Source organism: Streptomyces sp. NPDC052682 (assembly GCF_040678435.1).
Taxonomy (GTDB): domain Bacteria; phylum Actinomycetota; class Actinomycetes; order Streptomycetales; family Streptomycetaceae; genus Streptomyces.
Genome location: NZ_JBFATS010000005.1, coordinates 356408 through 373097, shown reverse-complemented (window position 1 = coordinate 373097; position 16690 = coordinate 356408). Strand labels below are relative to the sequence as shown.

Below are 16690 nucleotides of genomic sequence, written 5' to 3'. Positions count from 1 at the left end.
GGAAGGGCGCCCCTCGGTCACGTACCGGCCACCGCTACGGCAGCGCCAGCATCCGCTCCAGCGCCAGCTTCGCGAACGCCTCGGTCTCCTTGTCGACCTCGATGCGGTTGACCAGCTTGCCCTCGGCCAGGGACTCCAGGGCCCAGACCAGGTGGGGCAGGTCGATGCGGTTCATGGTCGAGCAGAAGCAGACCGTCTTGTCGAGGAAGACGATCTCCTTGCCCTCGGGCGCGAAACGGTTCGCCAGGCGGCGGACCAGGTTCAGCTCGGTGCCGATGGCCCACTTGGAGCCGGCCGGGGCGGCCTCCAGGGTCTTGATGATGTACTCGGTCGAACCGACGTAGTCGGCCGCCGCGACGACCTCGTGGCGGCACTCGGGGTGGACGAGGACATTCACGCCGGGGATGCGCTCGCGCACGTCGTTGACCGAGTCGAGGCTGAAGCGGCCGTGCACCGAGCAGTGGCCGCGCCACAGGATCATCTTGGCCGCGCGCAGCTCGTCGGCGGTCAGGCCCCCGTTCGGCTTGTGCGGGTTGTACACCACGCAGTCCTCCAGCGACATGCCCATGTCGCGGACGGCGGTGTTGCGGCCCAGGTGCTGGTCCGGCAGGAACAGCACCTTCTCGCCTTGCTGGAACGCCCACTCCAGGGCCCGCTGGGCGTTGGAGGACGTGCAGATCGTGCCGCCGTGCTTGCCCGTGAACGCCTTGATGTCGGCGGAGGAGTTCATGTACGACACCGGCACGACCTGCTCGGCTATCCCGGCCTCGGTCAGCACGTCCCAGCACTCGGCGACCTGCTCGGCGGTGGCCATGTCGGCCATCGAGCAGCCGGCGGCCAGGTCCGGCAGGACCACCTTCTGGTCGTCGGAGGTGAGGATGTCCGCGGACTCCGCCATGAAGTGCACGCCGCAGAACACGATGTACTCGGCCTCGGGCCGCGCCGCCGCGTCCCGGGCCAGCTTGAAGGAGTCCCCGGTGACGTCGGCGAACTGGATGACCTCGTCGCGCTGGTAGTGGTGGCCGAGCACGAAGACCTTGTCCCCGAGCTTCTCCTTCGCCGCGCGGGCGCGCTCCACCAGGTCCGGGTCGGACGGCGAGGGCAGGTCGCCGGGACACTCCACACCGCGCTCGCTCCGGGGGTCGGCCTCGCGGCCGAGGAGGAGCAGGGCGAGGGGCGTCGGCTGTACGTCGAGCTCCTGGGTCTGGGCGGTGGTCACGACACGCACCCTTTCTGTTCTGCGGCTCGCCGGGCGCGGCCTGCGGTACAGACCGGACCCGGCGGGACAATGCGGGACACCGTTTCGACTTTTCGTCGATTTGACGCTATCTATCATAACCGCTTCACGTCACTTTGACGATGGCCATAGCGTCGGTGTGACGTGAATCCCGGCCGTTGCCCAAGCGGTCGTTTTCCGCTCGGCGGGGCGTGTGCGAGCATGAAGAAGACCCGAAGGAAGCGAACACCACCCGCCCGGCCCGGAATGAATCCGCGGCCCCGCCGGTTGCAACCGTCGGCAAGCAGTCTCCGTACAACCCGGGAGAGATGTAGATGTCCGTATCGGACGAGACCAGCACCGTCACCGACGGCATCATCCTGACCGACGCCGCCGCGGCCAAGGTCAAGGCCCTGCTCGACCAGGAAGGCCGCGACGACCTCGCGCTGCGCGTCGCCGTCCAGCCCGGCGGCTGCTCCGGCCTGCGCTACCAGCTCTTCTTCGACGAGCGTTCCCTCGACGGTGACGTGGAGAAGGACTTCGGCGGTGTGAAGGTCGTCACCGACCGGATGAGCGCTCCGTACCTCGGCGGCGCCACGATCGACTTCGTCGACACCATCGAGAAGCAGGGCTTCACGATCGACAACCCGAACGCGACGGGCTCCTGCGCCTGCGGCGACTCCTTCAGCTGAGCCTCGCCCGCCGGCGGCGGATGTGACGAAGGCGGCGGCCCCCTGCGAGGGGGGCCGCCGCCTTCGCGTTGTTCCCTATGGTCCCCGCCTGCGGTCAGCGCGAGGGCGACACGGGCGGGGCCGGCAGCCGGGCGCCGTCCTTGCGCAGCGGGACCGGCTCGCCGTCCGACCCGACCACCTTCCGGTCACCGAGCGGCTCGTCCAGCGGCACGGTCAGCTGGTACTCCCTGGCGATCATGATGCAGACCTTGTCCGGCCACGGCGTTCCGGTCACCCTGACCGTCACCCGGTCCCCGGCCTCGCTCGCCGACGCCTTGTAGTCGGCGCACACCCCGCCCGTGAACGTCACGGTCAGCTCAGCGCCCTCGGCCGTGTACCCCTCCACCTTCACGTCCCGCGACGCCGGCGCCGAGGTCGGCTCGTCGCCGGGCCCGGTCGGCCGCGGGCTGGGCCGGTCGGTCGGCCCCTCGGCCGGCCCGGGGGTCTTCAGGTACGCCGGCTCGACGGCCGGATACGTCACCGTGAAGGCGTCCTGCGCCCCCGCCGCGCGCACCCCGAACAGCCAGGACGGCACCAGCGCCTGCCGCCCGTCCACGGAGTGGGCCGCCAGCCCGAACACGGCCTTCTCGACCGTGATCGTCTCCTTCCGCGGCTCCGGGGCGTCCGAGGAGGTCCCGCACGGCTCCTCCAGCCGGTCCTTCAGCGGTACGGGGGTGGCGCAGCCGCCGATGCCCTTGCGGGAGTCGTCCCCCTGCGGCTGGGCGTTCATCAGGTCCAGCGCCTTCCGGGCGCTCACCACCGGGTACGTGGCCCCCTTCACCGGCGCCTTCAGCTGTCCGCTGCCGCCGACCACCTCGCCCCGCGCGTCGACGACGATCCCGGTCGTCCAGCCGTACGTCGGCAGCCCGCCGACCACCGGGTCGGCGTTGACCACCCGCTGGGCGCCCATCACCTGGCTCGCGTCGCTCTTCGCGTCATCCTGACCCACCGCCTTCAGCACCGGCGCCGCCGCCTTCCGCGCGGCCTCCTCGCTCACCGGGTCGGCGGCCGGGGACGCCGGGTCCTTGTGGCACACCGTGGCCGACCGGCAGTTGTCCGTGCCCGGGGCGTACCGGCTGAACGTCCAGGCGCCCGGTGCCTGCCGGTTCACCTGCAGGCTCGGCCCCTGGCCGTCCTTGCCGCCGGATCCCACCTTCCAGGCCTGTCCCTCGGCCACCGGCGTCCCCTCGACGCCCAGGGCCTTCGCCAGCCGGGCCACCTCGTCCTTGGTGACCTGGCCCACCGCCCGGTACACCGGCGCCGAGCCGGGCCCGTCCGGGAGTGTGCCGTCGGCCCGGTAGGTGGCGCCGTACGGGTTGGGCTCGCCGGGCGCCACGCCCGCGCCGCCCGAGTAGCCGTCGAGCAGCAGCGGCGCAGGAGTGCCGTCTCCGCCGGGTACGGCGGACGACGTACGCCCGCCCGAGCCGCCGGAGGCACTGGTGGCCAGGTAGGCCCCGCCCCCACCGACGAGCAGCACCCCGGCCGCGACCGAGGCGACCAGGGCGGCACTGCGCCGCCGGGCCCTGCCGCCAGGCCCGCCCCCCGCGTCTTCGCCGTGCCTCACCGCGTCGCCGTCCCGAGCGATCGTGTCCCCACCCGCCACGCCGACACGCCCTGCGGGTTCGCCGCGACCTGGCATGCCGTGGCTAGTTGCGTCGGCGTCCGCTGTGGGCGTGCCGTGGTTTGCTGCGTCCGTGTCGCCTGCGGCTTCGCCGCGGCCCGCTGCGTCGCCGTCCCGCGCGGTCTTGCCTTCGCCCGCCACGCCGGTACGCCCTGCGGGCTCGCCGCTGCCCGCCGCGCCCGTGTCGCCTGCGGTGTCGCTGTGGCTTGCCGCGTCACCCTCCCGTACGGGCTCGCCTTCGCTCGCCACGCCGGTACGCCCTGCGGGCTCGTCCCGGCCCGCCGCGCCCGTGTCGCCTGCGGTTTCGCTGTGGCTCGCCGCGTCGCCGTCCCGCGCGGGCTCGTCTTCGCCCGCCGCGTCGGCACGTCCTGCGGGCTGGCCATGACCCGCGGCGCCGGCGTCACGCACGGGCTCGCCCACGGGCTCACCACCGTCGGCACCGCCGGCGTCACCCGCGGGCTCATCGCCGCCCGCCGCATCGGCGCCCTGGGGCCCACCGGCCTCTTCGTCCCGGGCCTCAGCCCCGGAAGCCCTGGCCTCCGCCCTGGAAGCCCGGGTCTCGCTGCCGGCGGCCCGCGTCCCGCCGGAGGCGGCCGCGTACTCGGCGGTCTCGGCGGCGCCGGTCTCCCTCTCGGCGTCGTCGTGGTCGGGTCGCTCGGTGTTCACCGCATCGCTCCTTCGGCTGCACAGCTGTCCCGGACGACCCGGCCCGTGCCCGCACGGGCCGTCGAAGGGTCGTATCCCGCATCCTCTTTACGGGGGACAGCGATGGGACGCAGCAGGGGAGCACCCGGTTCCCTTCCGGGCCGGGGCGGTGTCCGCGCAGTCGCCGTATCAGTCGCCGTAGTCCGACATCGCGTCCAGCAGCCGGGCCGACGCCGGGGGCACGGTCACGCCGTGGATGAGGGAGAGCGGCACCGGTGCCGGGGTCACCCGCTCCGGAGCCGTCCAGTGGGGAGCCATCCGGGCGCAGTCACCGCGCAGCGACGTCAGGCCGCCTTCGAGGTCGGCGGGGGCGGGGGAGTGGACCTTGAGGTTCGTCATAGCGGCACCGTAGGCACGCTCACGCGTACGAAGAAAGATCTACTATCGGGTAGTTTCGCGCGCTTCAGCGGGCCGCCCCGACCCGGTAGCGTGAACTGTCAGTCTGCCGCCCTCCAGGAGAGATTCCACGCCGTGCGCATCGCAGTCACCGGCTCCATCGCCACCGACCACCTCATGACGTTCCCCGGCCGCTTCTCCGACCAGCTCGTAGCGGACCAGCTGCACACGGTCTCGCTCTCCTTCCTGGTCGACAAGCTCGACGTGCGCCGGGGCGGCGTCGGCGCGAACATCGCCTTCGGCATGGGCCAGCTGGGGACCCGGCCCGTCCTGGTCGGCGCCGCGGGCTCGGACTTCGACGAGTACCGGGCCTGGCTGGACCGGCACGGCGTCGACACGGACTCCGTCCGCATCTCCGACACGCTGCACACGGCCCGCTTCGTGTGCACCACCGACGCCGACCACAACCAGATCGGCTCCTTCTACACGGGCGCCATGAGCGAGGCCCGCCTGATCGAGCTGAAGACCGTCGCCGACCGTGTCGGCGGCCTCGACCTGGTGCTGATCGGCGCCGACGACCCGGAGGCGATGCTCCGGCACACCGAGGAGTGCCGCTCGCGGGGCATCCCCTTCGCCGCCGACTTCTCCCAGCAGATCGCCCGCATGGACGGCGAGGAGATCCGCATCCTGCTCGACGGGGCGACGTACCTCTTCTCCAACGAGTACGAGAAGGGCCTCATCGAGTCCAAGACGGGCTGGACGGACGCCGAGATCCTCTCCCGCGTCGGCCACCGCGTCACCACCCTCGGCGCCCGGGGCGTGCGCATCGAGCGGGCCGGCGAGGACCCGATCGAGGTCGGCTGCCCGGAGGAGGAGCGCAAGGCCGACCCCACCGGCGTCGGCGACGCCTTCCGCGCCGGCTTCCTCTCCGGCCTGGCCTGGGGCGTCTCCCTGGAGCGCGCCTCCCAGGTCGGCTGCATGTTGGCCACCCTCGTCATCGAGACGGTCGGCACCCAGGAGTACCGCCTGCGCCGCGCCCACTTCATGGAGCGCTTCACCAAGGCCTACGGCGAGGAGGCCGCGGCCGAGGTCAAGAAGCACCTGGGCTGACCTACCCCAGCCGGCGGACCACATAGGCCGAGCCCCGGTCCGCCGGCTCCTCACCCACGTACTCCTGCCCCCGCATCTCGCACCAGGCCGGGATGTCCAGCCGTGCCGCCTCGTCGTCGGCCAGGACGCGCACGGTGCCGCCCACCGGTACGTCCCCGATGATCTTGGCCAGTTCGATCACCGGGATCGGGCAGCGCCTGCCCAGCGCGTCCACGACCAGCGCTTCCCGCTCTCCCGCGCCCTGGCCGGCGACCGGCGCGCCGAGCTTCTCCCGCACCGCGGCCACCGCGCCCGGCAGGACCTCCAGGAACCGTTCGACGTCTGCCTCCGCCGCCCCCGGTGGCAGCGACAGCCGTACGTTTCCCTCACTCAGCACGCCCATCGCCTTGAGCACATGGCTCGGTGTCAGCGTGCTGCTGGTGCAGGACGATCCGGACGAAACGGAGAAACCCTGGCGATCCAGCTCGTGCAGCAGGGTCTCCCCGTCGACATAGAGACAGGAGAAGGTGACGATCCCCGGCAGCCGCCGCACCGGGTCGCCGACCACCTCCACGTCCGGCACCAGCCGGGGCACCCGGGTCCGGATCCGCTCCGTCAGCTCCCGCAGCCGTACGGCCTGCTGGGCCGCCTCCGCCCTGACCGCCCTGAGGGAGGCCGCCGCCGCCACGACCGCCGGGATGTTCTCGAACCCGGCCGCGCGCCCCGACTCCCGTTCGTCCACCGGCCCCTGGGGCGCGAACCGCACCCCCTTGCGCACCACGAGCAGTCCGACCCCCGAGGGCCCGCCCCACTTGTGCGCGCTGGCGGCCAGCAGCGACCAGTCGCCCTCCACCGACCCCCACGCCAGCGACTGCGCGGCGTCCACCAGCAACGGCACCCCCGCCGCCCGGCACACCTCGGCCACCTCGGCGACCGGCTGCTCGGTCCCCACCTCGTGGTTGGCCGACTGCAGGCAGGCCAGGGCGGTGTCCGGCCGCAGGGCATGCGCGTACGCCGACGGCGCCACCCGCCCCGCCCGGTCCACGGCGACCTGGGTGACCGTCCCGCCGCCGGCCTCGTGCACCTCCGCCGCGTGCAGCACGGAAGAGTGCTCGACCGCTGACACGATCAGGTGATGTCCGACCCGCCGCCGCCCGGCCAGCGCCCCGGCGATCCCGGAGTGCACGGCCCGCGTCCCGGAGGAGGTGAACACCAGCTCGTCCGGACGGCATCCCACCGCCTCGGCGGCCGCCTCCCGCGCCGCGTCCAGCAGCAGCCGGGCCTCGCGCCCCTCCCGGTACAGCCGGGCGGGATCGGCCCATCCCTCGTCGAGCGACGCCAACAGCGCCTGACGGGCGACGGGATGCAGGGGAGCACTGGAAGCAGCGTCGAAGTAGGCCACACAGCAACGCTAAGCGCCCTCAGGAGCGCGGGGAACTGCGCGACCAAGCACATATCACCGCAACTCGCCTCACAAGCCGCGCCCCCCGTCCCCTCAGGTGCCCATCCCCACCCCGTAGGACTGACCCCCGGCGCGTATGCCCACCCTCCCCGCGACCCCCCGGAAGGCGTCGGCTAGGGTTTGGTCCGCATAAACATCCAAACCCCTGCCCGTCGCAGGGCGGCGACCGACCAGCGAGAAGGCCGCAGCCAACCGCGCGGGCGAGACTCTCGGGAAGGCGCTACGTGAGTCCCAACGGCTCCGACCGCTCGCCGCGGCGCCCGATGCGGCGGAAGCTGCTGCAGGCACTGACCGCGGGCCTGGTCTTGGCGACAGCCACCGGTTGCTCGTACAACTGGGAAGACTTCCCCCGCCTTGGTATGCCCACCCCGACCACGGAAGAGGCTCCGCGGATCCTCTCCCTGTGGCAGGGGTCCTGGGCGGCTGCGCTCGCCGTCGGCGTGCTGGTGTGGGGCCTGATCCTGTGGAGTGCTTTCTTCCACCGGCGCAGCCGCACCAAGGTCGAGATCCCTCCGCAGACCCGGTACAACATGCCCATCGAGGCGCTGTACACGGTGGTACCGCTCATCATCGTCTCGGTGCTGTTCTACTTCACCGCCCGCGACGAGTCCGAGCTGCTCAAGCTCGACAAGAAGCCCGACGTCACGATCAACGTGGTGGGCTTCCAGTGGAGCTGGTGCTTCAACTACATCGAGAGCGTCGACGGTTCCACCGGTGACGCCAAGACGGCCAAGGATCTGGACGCGATCCCGAACCGCTACAAGGACGCCTTCCCGGCCAACGCCGGCGGCGTCTACGACTGCGGTGTTCCCGGCACGCGGAACCCGCAGACGGGCGACCCGGGCCCGACGCTGTGGCTGCCGGAGGGCAAGCGGGTCCGTTTCGTCCTGACCTCGCGGGACGTCATCCACTCCTTCTGGGTGGTGCCGTTCCTGATGAAGCAGGACGTCATCCCGGGCCACACCAACGCCTTCGAGGTGACCCCCAACCGGGAGGGCACCTTCCGGGGCAAGTGCGCCGAGCTGTGCGGCGTGGACCACTCCCGGATGCTGTTCAACGTGAAGGTCGTCTCCCCTGAGCGCTACGAGCAGCACCTCAAGGACCTCGTGAAGAAGGGGCAGACCGGTTACGTTCCCGCCGGCATCGAGCAGGCTGGGCACGAGAAGAACCGGGAGTCGAACATCCTGTGAGCATCCTCAACGAACCCCAGGGTGCCGCGGCAGCAGGGTCCCACTATGAGGACGAGCTGCCGGTCCGGCGCCAGAACCGCGGCAGCGTCGTGGTCAAGTGGCTGACGACCACGGACCACAAGACGATCGGCACGCTGTACCTCGCCACGTCTTTCGCGTTCTTCGTGATCGGCGGCGTCATGGCGCTGCTCATGCGCGCCGAGCTGGCCCGGCCGGGCCTGCAGATCATGTCGAACGAGCAGTTCAACCAGGCGTTCACGATGCACGGCACGATCATGCTGCTGATGTTCGCGACGCCGCTGTTCGCCGGCTTCGCGAACTGGATCATGCCGCTGCAGATCGGCGCGCCGGACGTGGCCTTCCCCCGGCTGAACATGTTCGCCTACTGGCTGTACCTGTTCGGCTCCCTCATCGCGGTGGCCGGGTTCCTGACCCCGCAGGGCGCGGCCGACTTCGGCTGGTTCGCCTACGCGCCGCTGTCCGACGCCGTCCGCTCGCCGGGCGTCGGCGCCGACATGTGGATCATGGGTCTGGCCTTCTCCGGCTTCGGCACCATCCTCGGCTCGGTCAACTTCATCACCACGATCATCTGCATGCGCGCGCCGGGCATGACCATGTTCCGCATGCCGATCTTCACGTGGAACGTGCTGCTGACCGGTGTCCTGGTCCTGCTCGCCTTCCCCGTCCTGGCCGCGGCGCTGTTCGCGCTGGAGGCGGACCGCAAGTTCGGCGCCCACGTCTTCGACGCCGCCAACGGCGGATCGCTGCTGTGGCAGCACCTCTTCTGGTTCTTCGGACACCCAGAGGTGTACATCATCGCCCTGCCGTTCTTCGGCATCATCAGTGAGGTCATCCCGGTCTTCTCCCGCAAGCCGATGTTCGGCTACACGGGCCTGATCGGCGCGACCATCGCGATCGCGGGTCTGTCCGTGACGGTGTGGGCGCACCACATGTACGTCACCGGCGGTGTGCTGCTGCCGTTCTTCTCCTTCATGACCTTCCTGATCGCGGTCCCGACCGGTGTGAAGTTCTTCAACTGGATCGGCACCATGTGGAAGGGCTCGCTGTCCTTCGAGACGCCGATGCTGTGGGCGACCGGCTTCCTGATCACCTTCACCTTCGGTGGTCTGACCGGTGTCATCCTGGCCTCGCCGCCGATGGACTTCCACGTGTCCGACTCGTACTTCGTGGTGGCGCACTTCCACTACGTCGTCTTCGGCACCGTCGTCTTCGCGATGTTCTCCGGCTTCCACTTCTGGTGGCCGAAGTGGACCGGCAAGATGCTCGACGAGCGCCTCGGCAAGATCACCTTCTGGACGCTGTTCATCGGCTTCCACGGCACCTTCCTGGTCCAGCACTGGCTGGGTGCCGAGGGCATGCCGCGTCGGTACGCGGACTACCTCGCGGCCGACGGCTTCACCGCCCTGAACACGATCTCGACGATCAGCTCGTTCCTGCTCGGCATGTCGATCCTGCCGTTCTTCTACAACGTGTGGAAGACGGCCAAGTACGGCAAGCCGGTCGGCGTCGACGACCCGTGGGGCTACGGCCGCTCCCTGGAGTGGGCGACCTCCTGCCCGCCGCCGCGGCACAACTTCCTCACGCTGCCGCGGATCCGCAGCGAATCCCCGGCGTTCGACCTGCACCACCCGGAGATCGCGGCGCTGGACCAGCTCGAGAACGTCGGCCACGGTGACAAGGCCCTCGCCGGCGGCAAGGAGGCCGGCAAGTGAAGATCCAGGGCAAGATGTTCATGTGGCTGAGCGTCTTCATCCTCGTCATGGCGATCGTCTATGGCGTGTGGTCGAAGGAGCCGGCCGGCACCACCGCTCTCTTCCTGGCCTTCGGCCTGTCGATCATGATCGGCTTCTACCTGGGCTTCACGGCCCGGCGGGTCGACGTGGGCGCGCAGGACAACAAGGAGGCGGACGTCGCCGACGACGCCGGCGAGGTCGGGTTCTTCAGCCCGCACAGCTGGCAGCCGCTGTCCCTGGCCATCGGTGGCGCGCTCGCCTTCCTGGCCGTCGCCCTCGGCTGGTGGCTGCTGTACTTCTCGCTGCCGGTCATCCTGATCGGCATCTACGGCTGGGTCTTCGAGTACTACCGCGGTGAGAACCGCACCCAGTAGCACATCCCGGCACCGCACGAGCCCGGACACTCCGACAGGAGCGTCCGGGTTCGTGCTTTCGCAGCAATCGCCGTCCCCCGTTCGCGTCACTCGGCGCGCCCTGGTTGACGCCGCTTCCTACGGTGAGGCCATGAGCCACACAACGCGTACCACCACCGTCGCGGGATGCACCCTGCTGGTGTTCGCCCTGGGCGCGGGCCTGGCCGCCTGCGGAGGCGACGACAACCCGCTCGCGGCCGCACCGTACGACGCCGCGGACCAGATCTCCTTCAGCGGTCCCACGGACGGCAAGAAGAAGGCCGACCCGGACAAGCCCCTGGAGGTGGTCGCCGAGGGCTCTGACGGACGCATCACGGACGTCACGGCGACGGACACGACCGGACGGTACGTCGCCGGCGAGCTGTCCGCCGACGGCAGCCGCTGGCACAGCACCTCACCGCTGGCCGCGGGCACCCGCTACACGATCCGGGTGAGCACGGAGAACGAGGACGGCGAGCCCGGCCGCAAGGTCCTCACCTTCGTCACCGGCACGCCCACCACCAAGAAGCGCCTGGACGTCACCTTCGGGCCCAAGGCGGGCACCTACGGCGTCGGCCAGCCCCTCACGGCCACGCTCAGCAAGCCCATCAAGGACCCTGCCCAGCGGGCCGTCGTGGAGCGCGGCCTGAAGGTCGACTCCACGCCCTGGGCGGAGGGGGCCTGGCACTGGGTGGACGACAAGGAACTCCACTACCGCCCCAAGGACTACTGGCCCGCGGGAGCCACCGTGCAGGTGCGCAGCAACCTGGAGGGCATCAAGATAGGCGACCGCCTGTGGGGCGGCACGGCCAAGCCCCTGACGATCACCACCGGGGACGCGGTCATAGCCGTCACGGACGCCGCCGCGCACTCCATGACGGTCTACAAGAACGGCGAGGTGATCAAGACGATCCCCGTCACCACGGGCAAGCCCGGCTTCGACACCCGCAACGGCGTCAAGGTCGTCCTCGGCAAGGAACGCTTCGTACGGATGCGCAGCACCACCATCGGCATAGCCGAGGGATCGTCCGAGTCGTACGACCTGCCGGTCTACTTCGCCACCCGGGTCACCTGGAGCGGCGAGTACGTCCACGCCGCCCCCTGGTCCGTCGGCTCCCAGGGCTCCGCCAACGTCAGCCACGGCTGCACCGGCATGAGCACCGAGAACGCCGAGTGGTTCTTCAACACGGTCCGCGAGGGCGACGTGGTCCAGGTGGTCAACTCGGCCGGCGACACGATGGAGCCCTTCGGCAACGGCTTCGGCGACTGGAACCTCCCCTGGGACAAGTGGCGCACCGGCAGCGCCCTGGTGGCCCAGCAGGACCCGGGCACGCAGGAAGCGGCACGCCTCACCCCGGCAGCGGCGTAGTGACCGCAGTGCCCCAGGGGCGCGGGGCCCGAGCCCCCAGGAGCTACGCGGTGACCGCCTTGCGCTCCCGCAGCAGGGACGCCAGCGCCGAGGCGAACTCCACCGGCTCGACCGGCGACGCCACCGCCGCGTCCGCCCGGCTCCACGTCGCCAGCCACGCGTCCTGAGGCCGCGCGATCAGCAGCAGCACCGGCGGGCACTGGAAGACCTCGTCCTTGATCTGCCGGCAGAGCCCCATGCCGCCCATCGGCACGGCCTCCCCGTCCAGCACACAGACGTCGATCCCGCCCTTGTCCAACTCCTTGACAACAGCAGCAGGAGTCGCGCACTCCACGAACTCCACGACCGGCACGTCCGGAGCCGGACGCCGCCCGGTGGCCAGCCGCACCTGCTCGCGGGTGTGGGAGTCGTCGCTGTAGACCAGCACCGTGGCGGTCGGCTGCATGTTTCCTCCGGGACGTCAGCGTCGTACGGAAAAGCCTGCGTGGGGCGGATGCTACCCCTTGGAACACCACGTCAACAGCGGTACGACCCCCTTGGACACTCCGAACGGCACCCCCCGGAGTGAGGGCGGGATAAGCGACCGACATAATGTCGGTCGTGGCGACAGCAACGACAGTAGATACCGGGCACGCGCACCCGTCGGTCAACCGGCCGAACCTCACCAGCGTCGGAACCATCATCTGGCTGAGTTCCGAGCTGATGTTCTTCGCGGCCCTCTTCGCGATGTACTTCACCCTGCGATCGGTGACGGGGCCCGAGTTCTGGAGTGAGAAGGCCAGCGCCTTGAACTTCCCGTTCTCGGCGACGAACACCACGATCCTGGTGCTCTCCTCCCTGACCTGCCAGCTCGGCGTGTTCGCGGCCGAGCGCGGTGACGTCAAGAAGCTCCGGGGCTGGTTCATCGTCACCTTCATCATGGGTGCGATCTTCATCGGCGGTCAGGTCTTCGAGTACACGGAGCTGGTCAAGCACGAGGGCCTGTCGCTCTCGTCCGACCCGTACGGCTCGGTGTTCTACCTGACCACCGGCTTCCACGGCCTGCACGTGACGGGCGGTCTCATCGCCTTCCTGCTGGTCCTCGGCCGGACCTACGCGGCTCGGAGGTTCACCCATGAGCAGGCGACCGCGGCCATCGTCGTGTCCTACTACTGGCACTTCGTCGATGTCGTCTGGATCGGCCTCTTCGCCACGATCTACATGATCAAGTAGCCGGGTCGCATCCCCGCGCGCTTCTTGCAAGCGCACAACCCAGAAGCATCGACGCAGAAGATCCTGACACCGGGGTAATCCGTGAAAAAGCTCTCCGCACGACGACGCCACCCGTTGGCGGCGGTCGTCGTCCTACTCCTCGCGCTGGCATGCACCGGGGGGCTGTACGTCTTTCTCGCACCGAGCAAGGCGGAGGCCGACCAAACCGCCCAGTCCCTCACCATCGAGGAGGGCAAGAAGCTCTACGCGGTCGGCTGCGCCAGCTGCCACGGCACCGGCGGTCAGGGCACCACTGACGGCCCGAGCCTGGTCGGCGTGGGCGCCGCGGCCGTCGACTTCCAGGTGGGCACCGGCCGTATGCCGGCCCAGCAGCCCGGCGCGCAGGTCCCGAAGAAGAAGAACATCTACTCGCAGGCCGAGATCGACCAGCTGGCGGCGTACATCGCGTCGCTGGGCGCCGGCCCGGCCATCCCGGCCGAGGAGCAGTACGGTCCCCAGGGCGCGGACATCGCCGCGGGCGGTGACCTGTTCCGGGAGAACTGCGCCCAGTGCCACAACTTCACCGGCAAGGGCGGGGCGCTGACCCACGGCAAGTTCGCGCCGAGCCTCGAGGGCGTCAGCAACAAGCACATCTACGAGGCCATGCTGACCGGCCCGCAGAACATGCCGTCCTTCCCCGACACCACGCTGACGGAGAAGAACAAGAAGGACATCATCGCGTACCTGAACGCGGTCAACGGTGAGGACACCGTGAGCCCCGGCGGCACGGAGCTGGGCGGACTCGGTCCGGTCAGCGAGGGCCTGTTCGGCTGGATCGCCGGTCTGGGCGGTCTGATCGCCGTCGCCGTGTGGGTCGCCGCTCGGACCGCAAAGGCCAAGAAGTCATGAGTAGCCAAGACATTCCCGAAGAGAACCTGCCCGCAGAGCAGGACACCGCCCACGGTGCGGTAGGCGTCGCGGACGAGAAGAACCCGTTCGCCGACCCGGGCCTGCCGCCCCACGAGCACCGGATCCAGGACGTCGACGAGCGGGCCGCAAAGCGGTCCGAGCGCACGGTCGCCCTGCTGTTCACGGTGTCGATGCTGGCCACCATCGGCTTCATCGCCTCGTACGTGGCGATCCCGGTCGACAAGGCGATCTACGTCTTCCCGCTGGGCCACATCAGCGCGCTGAACTTCGCGCTCGGCCTGACGCTGGGTGTCGCGCTGTTCACCATCGGCGCGGGCGCGGTCCACTGGGCCCGCACCCTGATGTCCGACGTGGAGATCGCCGACGACCGCCACCCGATCGAGGCCGACCCCGAGGTCAAGGCCAAGGTCATGTCCGACTTCCGGCAGGGCGCGAAGGAGTCGCAGCTCGGCCGCCGGAAGCTGATCCGCAACACCATGGTCGGCGCGCTGAGCCTGGTGCCGCTGTCCGGTCTCGTGCTGCTGCGGGACCTCGGCCCGCTGCCGGAGGACAAGCTCTTCCACACCCTGTGGCGCAAGGGCAAGCTGCTCGTCAACATGAACACCAACGAGCCGCTGCGTCCGTCCGACATCGCGGTCGGCTCGCTGACCTTCGCCAAGCCCGAGGACCTGGAGGAGCACGACCACGGATTCCAGAACGAGATCGCCAAGGCCGCCCTGATGATCGTCCGGATCCAGCCGGAGGACATCAAGGACAAGCGCGAACTCGAGTGGTCGCACGAGGGCATCGTCGCGTTCTCGAAGATCTGCACCCACGTCGGTTGCCCGATCTCCCTGTACGAGCAGCAGACGCACCACGTGCTCTGCCCCTGCCACCAGTCCACCTTCGACCTGTCCGACGGTGCCCGGGTGATCTTCGGTCCCGCCGGCCACGCCCTGCCGCAGCTGCGCATCGGCGTGAACGACGAGGGCTACCTCGAAGCGCTCGGCGACTTCGACGAGCCCGTCGGTCCTGCTTTCTGGGAGCGCGGATGAGCACTTCAGCCACCAACGAGTCCCGCTCTCGCGGGAAGGCGCCGGCCGGCGAGCGCGTCGCCGACTGGGCCGACGGCCGGCTGGGGATCTACTCCCTGGCCAAGGCCAACATGCGGAAGATCTTCCCGGACCACTGGTCCTTCATGCTGGGCGAGATCTGCCTGTACAGCTTCCTCATCATCATCCTCACGGGTGTGTACCTGACCCTGTTCTTCCACCCGTCGATGAACGAGGTGGAGTACCACGGCACCTACGTGCCGATGCAGGGCCAGCTGATGAGCGAGGCGTACAAGTCGACGCTGGACATCAGCTTCGACGTGCGCGGCGGTCTGCTGATCCGGCAGATCCACCACTGGGCGGCGATCATCTTCCTCGCCGGCATGTTCGTGCACATGATGCGCGTCTTCTTCACCGGCGCGTTCCGCAAGCCGCGCGAGATCAACTGGCTGTTCGGCTTCCTGCTGTTCGTCCTGGGCATGTTCACCGGCTTCACCGGCTACTCGCTCCCGGACGACCTGCTCTCCGGCACCGGTGTCCGCTTCACGCAGGGCGCGATCCTGTCGATGCCGATCGTCGGCACCTACATCTCGATGTTCCTGTTCGGCGGCGAGTTCCCCGGCGACGACTTCGTCGCCCGGTTCTACTCGATCCACATCCTGCTGCTGCCGGGCATCATGCTCGGGCTCGTGGTGGGCCACCTGATCCTGGTCTTCTACCACAAGCACACCCAGTTCGCGGGTCCCGGCCGGACCAACAAGAACGTCGTCGGCATGCCGCTGCTGCCGGTCTACATGGCCAAGGCCGGAGGCTTCTTCTTCCTGGTCTTCGGTGTCATCGCGGCCCTGGCCGGCATCGCGTCCGTCAACCCGATCTGGGCGATGGGCCCCTACCGTCCCGACCACGTGTCGACCGGCGCGCAGCCCGACTGGTACATGGGCTTCGCCGAGGGCCTGGTCCGTGCCATGCCCGGCTGGGAGATCAACATCTGGGGTCACACGCTCGTCCTGGGCGTGTTCATCCCGCTGGTGCTGTTCGGCCTGTTCCTCGCGGTGATCGCCCTGTACCCGTTCATCGAGTCCTGGGTCACCGGGGACAAGCGCGAGCACCACATCCTGGACCGGCCGCGCAACGCCCCGACCCGGACCGCCCTGGGCGTCGCCTGGGTCACCGGCTACATGATCATGCTGATCGGCGGTGGCAACGACATCATCGCCACCCACTTCCACCTCTCGATCAACGCGGTCACCTGGTTCGTCCGTATCGGCTTCTTCGTCGGACCGGTCCTCGCGTTCATCGTCACCAAGCGGATCTGCCTCGGCCTGCAGCGCCGGGACAAGGACAAGGTGCTGCACGGCCGGGAGGCCGGCATCATCAAGCGCCTGCCGCACGGTGAGTTCATCGAGGTGCACGAGCCGCTCAGCCAGGAGCAGCTGTACACCCTCACGGCGCACGAGCAGTACCAGCCGGCCGAGATCGGCCCGACGGTCGACGAGAACGGCGTCGAGCGCAAGGTGAAGGGCTCCGAGAAGCTGCGCGCCAAGCTCAGCAACGCCTACTACGGCGAGGGCGCCCAGATCCCGAAGCCCACCGTCGAGGAGTACAAGGAGATCACGAGCGGCCACGGCCACCACTGATCACCGCGGTCGCCACGCCACGGCCGAAGGGCCCCC

Annotated in this window: 15 protein-coding genes; 10 read left to right on the top strand and 5 right to left on the bottom strand. The window is 69.6% G+C overall.

Annotated elements, in window-relative coordinates:
- Positions 1-34 precede the first annotated feature (34 nt).
- Positions 35-1219 (bottom strand): quinolinate synthase NadA, encoded by a 1185-nt coding sequence (gene nadA, locus AB0K80_RS10505; RefSeq protein ID WP_365667893.1) that lies wholly within the window; start codon positions 1217-1219, stop codon positions 35-37.
- A gap of 332 nt (positions 1220-1551) precedes the next feature.
- Between nadA and AB0K80_RS10500 the strand changes: the two genes are divergently transcribed.
- Positions 1552-1908: an iron-sulfur cluster assembly accessory protein gene (locus AB0K80_RS10500; RefSeq protein WP_365667892.1), complete on the top strand. Its 357-nt coding sequence runs from the start codon at positions 1552-1554 to the stop codon at positions 1906-1908.
- Positions 1909-2002: 94 nt separating this feature from the next.
- Here the strand turns inward: AB0K80_RS10500 and AB0K80_RS10495 are convergent, their stop codons facing one another.
- Both AB0K80_RS10495 and AB0K80_RS10490 read right to left on the bottom strand, forming a co-directional pair.
- Positions 2003-3586 carry a hypothetical protein gene (locus AB0K80_RS10495; RefSeq protein ID WP_365667945.1) on the bottom strand — a complete coding sequence of 528 codons (1584 nt, stop codon included), beginning with the start codon at positions 3584-3586 and terminating at the stop codon, positions 2003-2005.
- An 816-nt stretch (positions 3587-4402) separates the two neighbouring features.
- Positions 4403-4612 carry a hypothetical protein gene (locus tag AB0K80_RS10490; protein ID WP_365667890.1) on the bottom strand — a complete coding sequence of 70 codons (210 nt, stop codon included), beginning with the start codon at positions 4610-4612 and terminating at the stop codon, positions 4403-4405.
- A 132-nt stretch (positions 4613-4744) separates the two neighbouring features.
- Between AB0K80_RS10490 and AB0K80_RS10485 the strand changes: the two genes are divergently transcribed.
- On the top strand, positions 4745-5719 hold the full coding sequence (locus tag AB0K80_RS10485; RefSeq protein WP_365667888.1) for a carbohydrate kinase family protein: 975 nt from the start codon (positions 4745-4747) through the stop codon (positions 5717-5719).
- Between the two features lies 1 nt (position 5720).
- Here the strand turns inward: AB0K80_RS10485 and AB0K80_RS10480 are convergent, their stop codons facing one another.
- On the bottom strand, positions 5721-7100 hold the full coding sequence (locus AB0K80_RS10480; RefSeq protein WP_365667886.1) for an aminotransferase class V-fold PLP-dependent enzyme: 1380 nt from the start codon (positions 7098-7100) through the stop codon (positions 5721-5723).
- A gap of 284 nt (positions 7101-7384) precedes the next feature.
- On the opposite strand from AB0K80_RS10480, the gene coxB reads away from it, so the two are divergent.
- From coxB to AB0K80_RS10460, 4 genes are all read left to right on the top strand, one after another.
- Positions 7385-8350, top strand: a complete 966-nt coding sequence (coxB, locus tag AB0K80_RS10475; RefSeq protein WP_365667884.1) for a cytochrome c oxidase subunit II — start codon at positions 7385-7387, stop codon at positions 8348-8350.
- Complete coding sequence (ctaD, locus tag AB0K80_RS10470) at positions 8347-10083, top strand: cytochrome c oxidase subunit I (RefSeq protein WP_365667882.1); 1737 nt, start codon at positions 8347-8349, stop codon at positions 10081-10083. Before coxB ends, ctaD begins: the two co-directional genes overlap by 4 nt.
- Positions 10080-10478, top strand: coding sequence for a cytochrome c oxidase subunit 4 (locus AB0K80_RS10465; protein WP_365667880.1), 399 nt, complete (start codon positions 10080-10082; stop codon positions 10476-10478). The genes ctaD and AB0K80_RS10465 overlap by 4 nt, the downstream gene beginning before the upstream one ends.
- Positions 10479-10608: 130 nt before the next feature.
- On the top strand, positions 10609-11865 hold the full coding sequence (locus AB0K80_RS10460) for an Ig-like domain-containing protein (RefSeq protein WP_365667878.1): 1257 nt from the start codon (positions 10609-10611) through the stop codon (positions 11863-11865).
- Between the two features lie 43 nt (positions 11866-11908).
- On the opposite strand, the gene AB0K80_RS10455 is transcribed toward AB0K80_RS10460, so the two are convergent.
- On the bottom strand, positions 11909-12310 hold the full coding sequence (locus tag AB0K80_RS10455; RefSeq protein ID WP_365667876.1) for a hypothetical protein: 402 nt from the start codon (positions 12308-12310) through the stop codon (positions 11909-11911).
- Between the two features lie 146 nt (positions 12311-12456).
- On the opposite strand from AB0K80_RS10455, the gene AB0K80_RS10450 reads away from it, so the two are divergent.
- From AB0K80_RS10450 to AB0K80_RS10435, 4 genes are all read left to right on the top strand, one after another.
- Positions 12457-13077, top strand: coding sequence for a heme-copper oxidase subunit III (locus AB0K80_RS10450; RefSeq protein WP_365667874.1), 621 nt, complete (start codon positions 12457-12459; stop codon positions 13075-13077).
- A gap of 81 nt (positions 13078-13158) precedes the next feature.
- Positions 13159-13965: a c-type cytochrome gene (locus tag AB0K80_RS10445; protein ID WP_365667872.1), complete on the top strand. Its 807-nt coding sequence runs from the start codon at positions 13159-13161 to the stop codon at positions 13963-13965.
- Complete coding sequence (locus tag AB0K80_RS10440) at positions 13962-15020, top strand: Rieske 2Fe-2S domain-containing protein (RefSeq protein WP_365667870.1); 1059 nt, start codon at positions 13962-13964, stop codon at positions 15018-15020. Before AB0K80_RS10445 ends, AB0K80_RS10440 begins: the two co-directional genes overlap by 4 nt.
- Complete coding sequence (locus tag AB0K80_RS10435) at positions 15017-16654, top strand: cytochrome bc complex cytochrome b subunit (RefSeq protein WP_365667868.1); 1638 nt, start codon at positions 15017-15019, stop codon at positions 16652-16654. The genes AB0K80_RS10440 and AB0K80_RS10435 overlap by 4 nt, the downstream gene beginning before the upstream one ends.
- Positions 16655-16690: the final 36 nt, after the last annotated feature.

Excerpts from the sequence above, each read along its gene's own strand:
- AB0K80_RS10500 (WP_365667892.1), top strand. The coding sequence starts at position 1,552 with ATGTCCGTATCGGACGAGACCAGCACCGTCACCGACGGCATCATCCTG.
- AB0K80_RS10495 (WP_365667945.1), bottom strand. The coding sequence starts at position 3,586 with ATGCCAGGTCGCGGCGAACCCGCAGGGCGTGTCGGCGTGGCGGGTGGG.
- AB0K80_RS10490 (WP_365667890.1), bottom strand. The coding sequence starts at position 4,612 with ATGACGAACCTCAAGGTCCACTCCCCCGCCCCCGCCGACCTCGAAGGC.
- AB0K80_RS10460 (WP_365667878.1), top strand. The coding sequence starts at position 10,609 with ATGAGCCACACAACGCGTACCACCACCGTCGCGGGATGCACCCTGCTG.
- AB0K80_RS10455 (WP_365667876.1), bottom strand. The coding sequence starts at position 12,310 with ATGCAGCCGACCGCCACGGTGCTGGTCTACAGCGACGACTCCCACACC.
- AB0K80_RS10450 (WP_365667874.1), top strand. The coding sequence starts at position 12,457 with ATGTCGGTCGTGGCGACAGCAACGACAGTAGATACCGGGCACGCGCAC.
- AB0K80_RS10440 (WP_365667870.1), top strand. The coding sequence starts at position 13,962 with ATGAGTAGCCAAGACATTCCCGAAGAGAACCTGCCCGCAGAGCAGGAC.
- AB0K80_RS10435 (WP_365667868.1), top strand. The coding sequence starts at position 15,017 with ATGAGCACTTCAGCCACCAACGAGTCCCGCTCTCGCGGGAAGGCGCCG.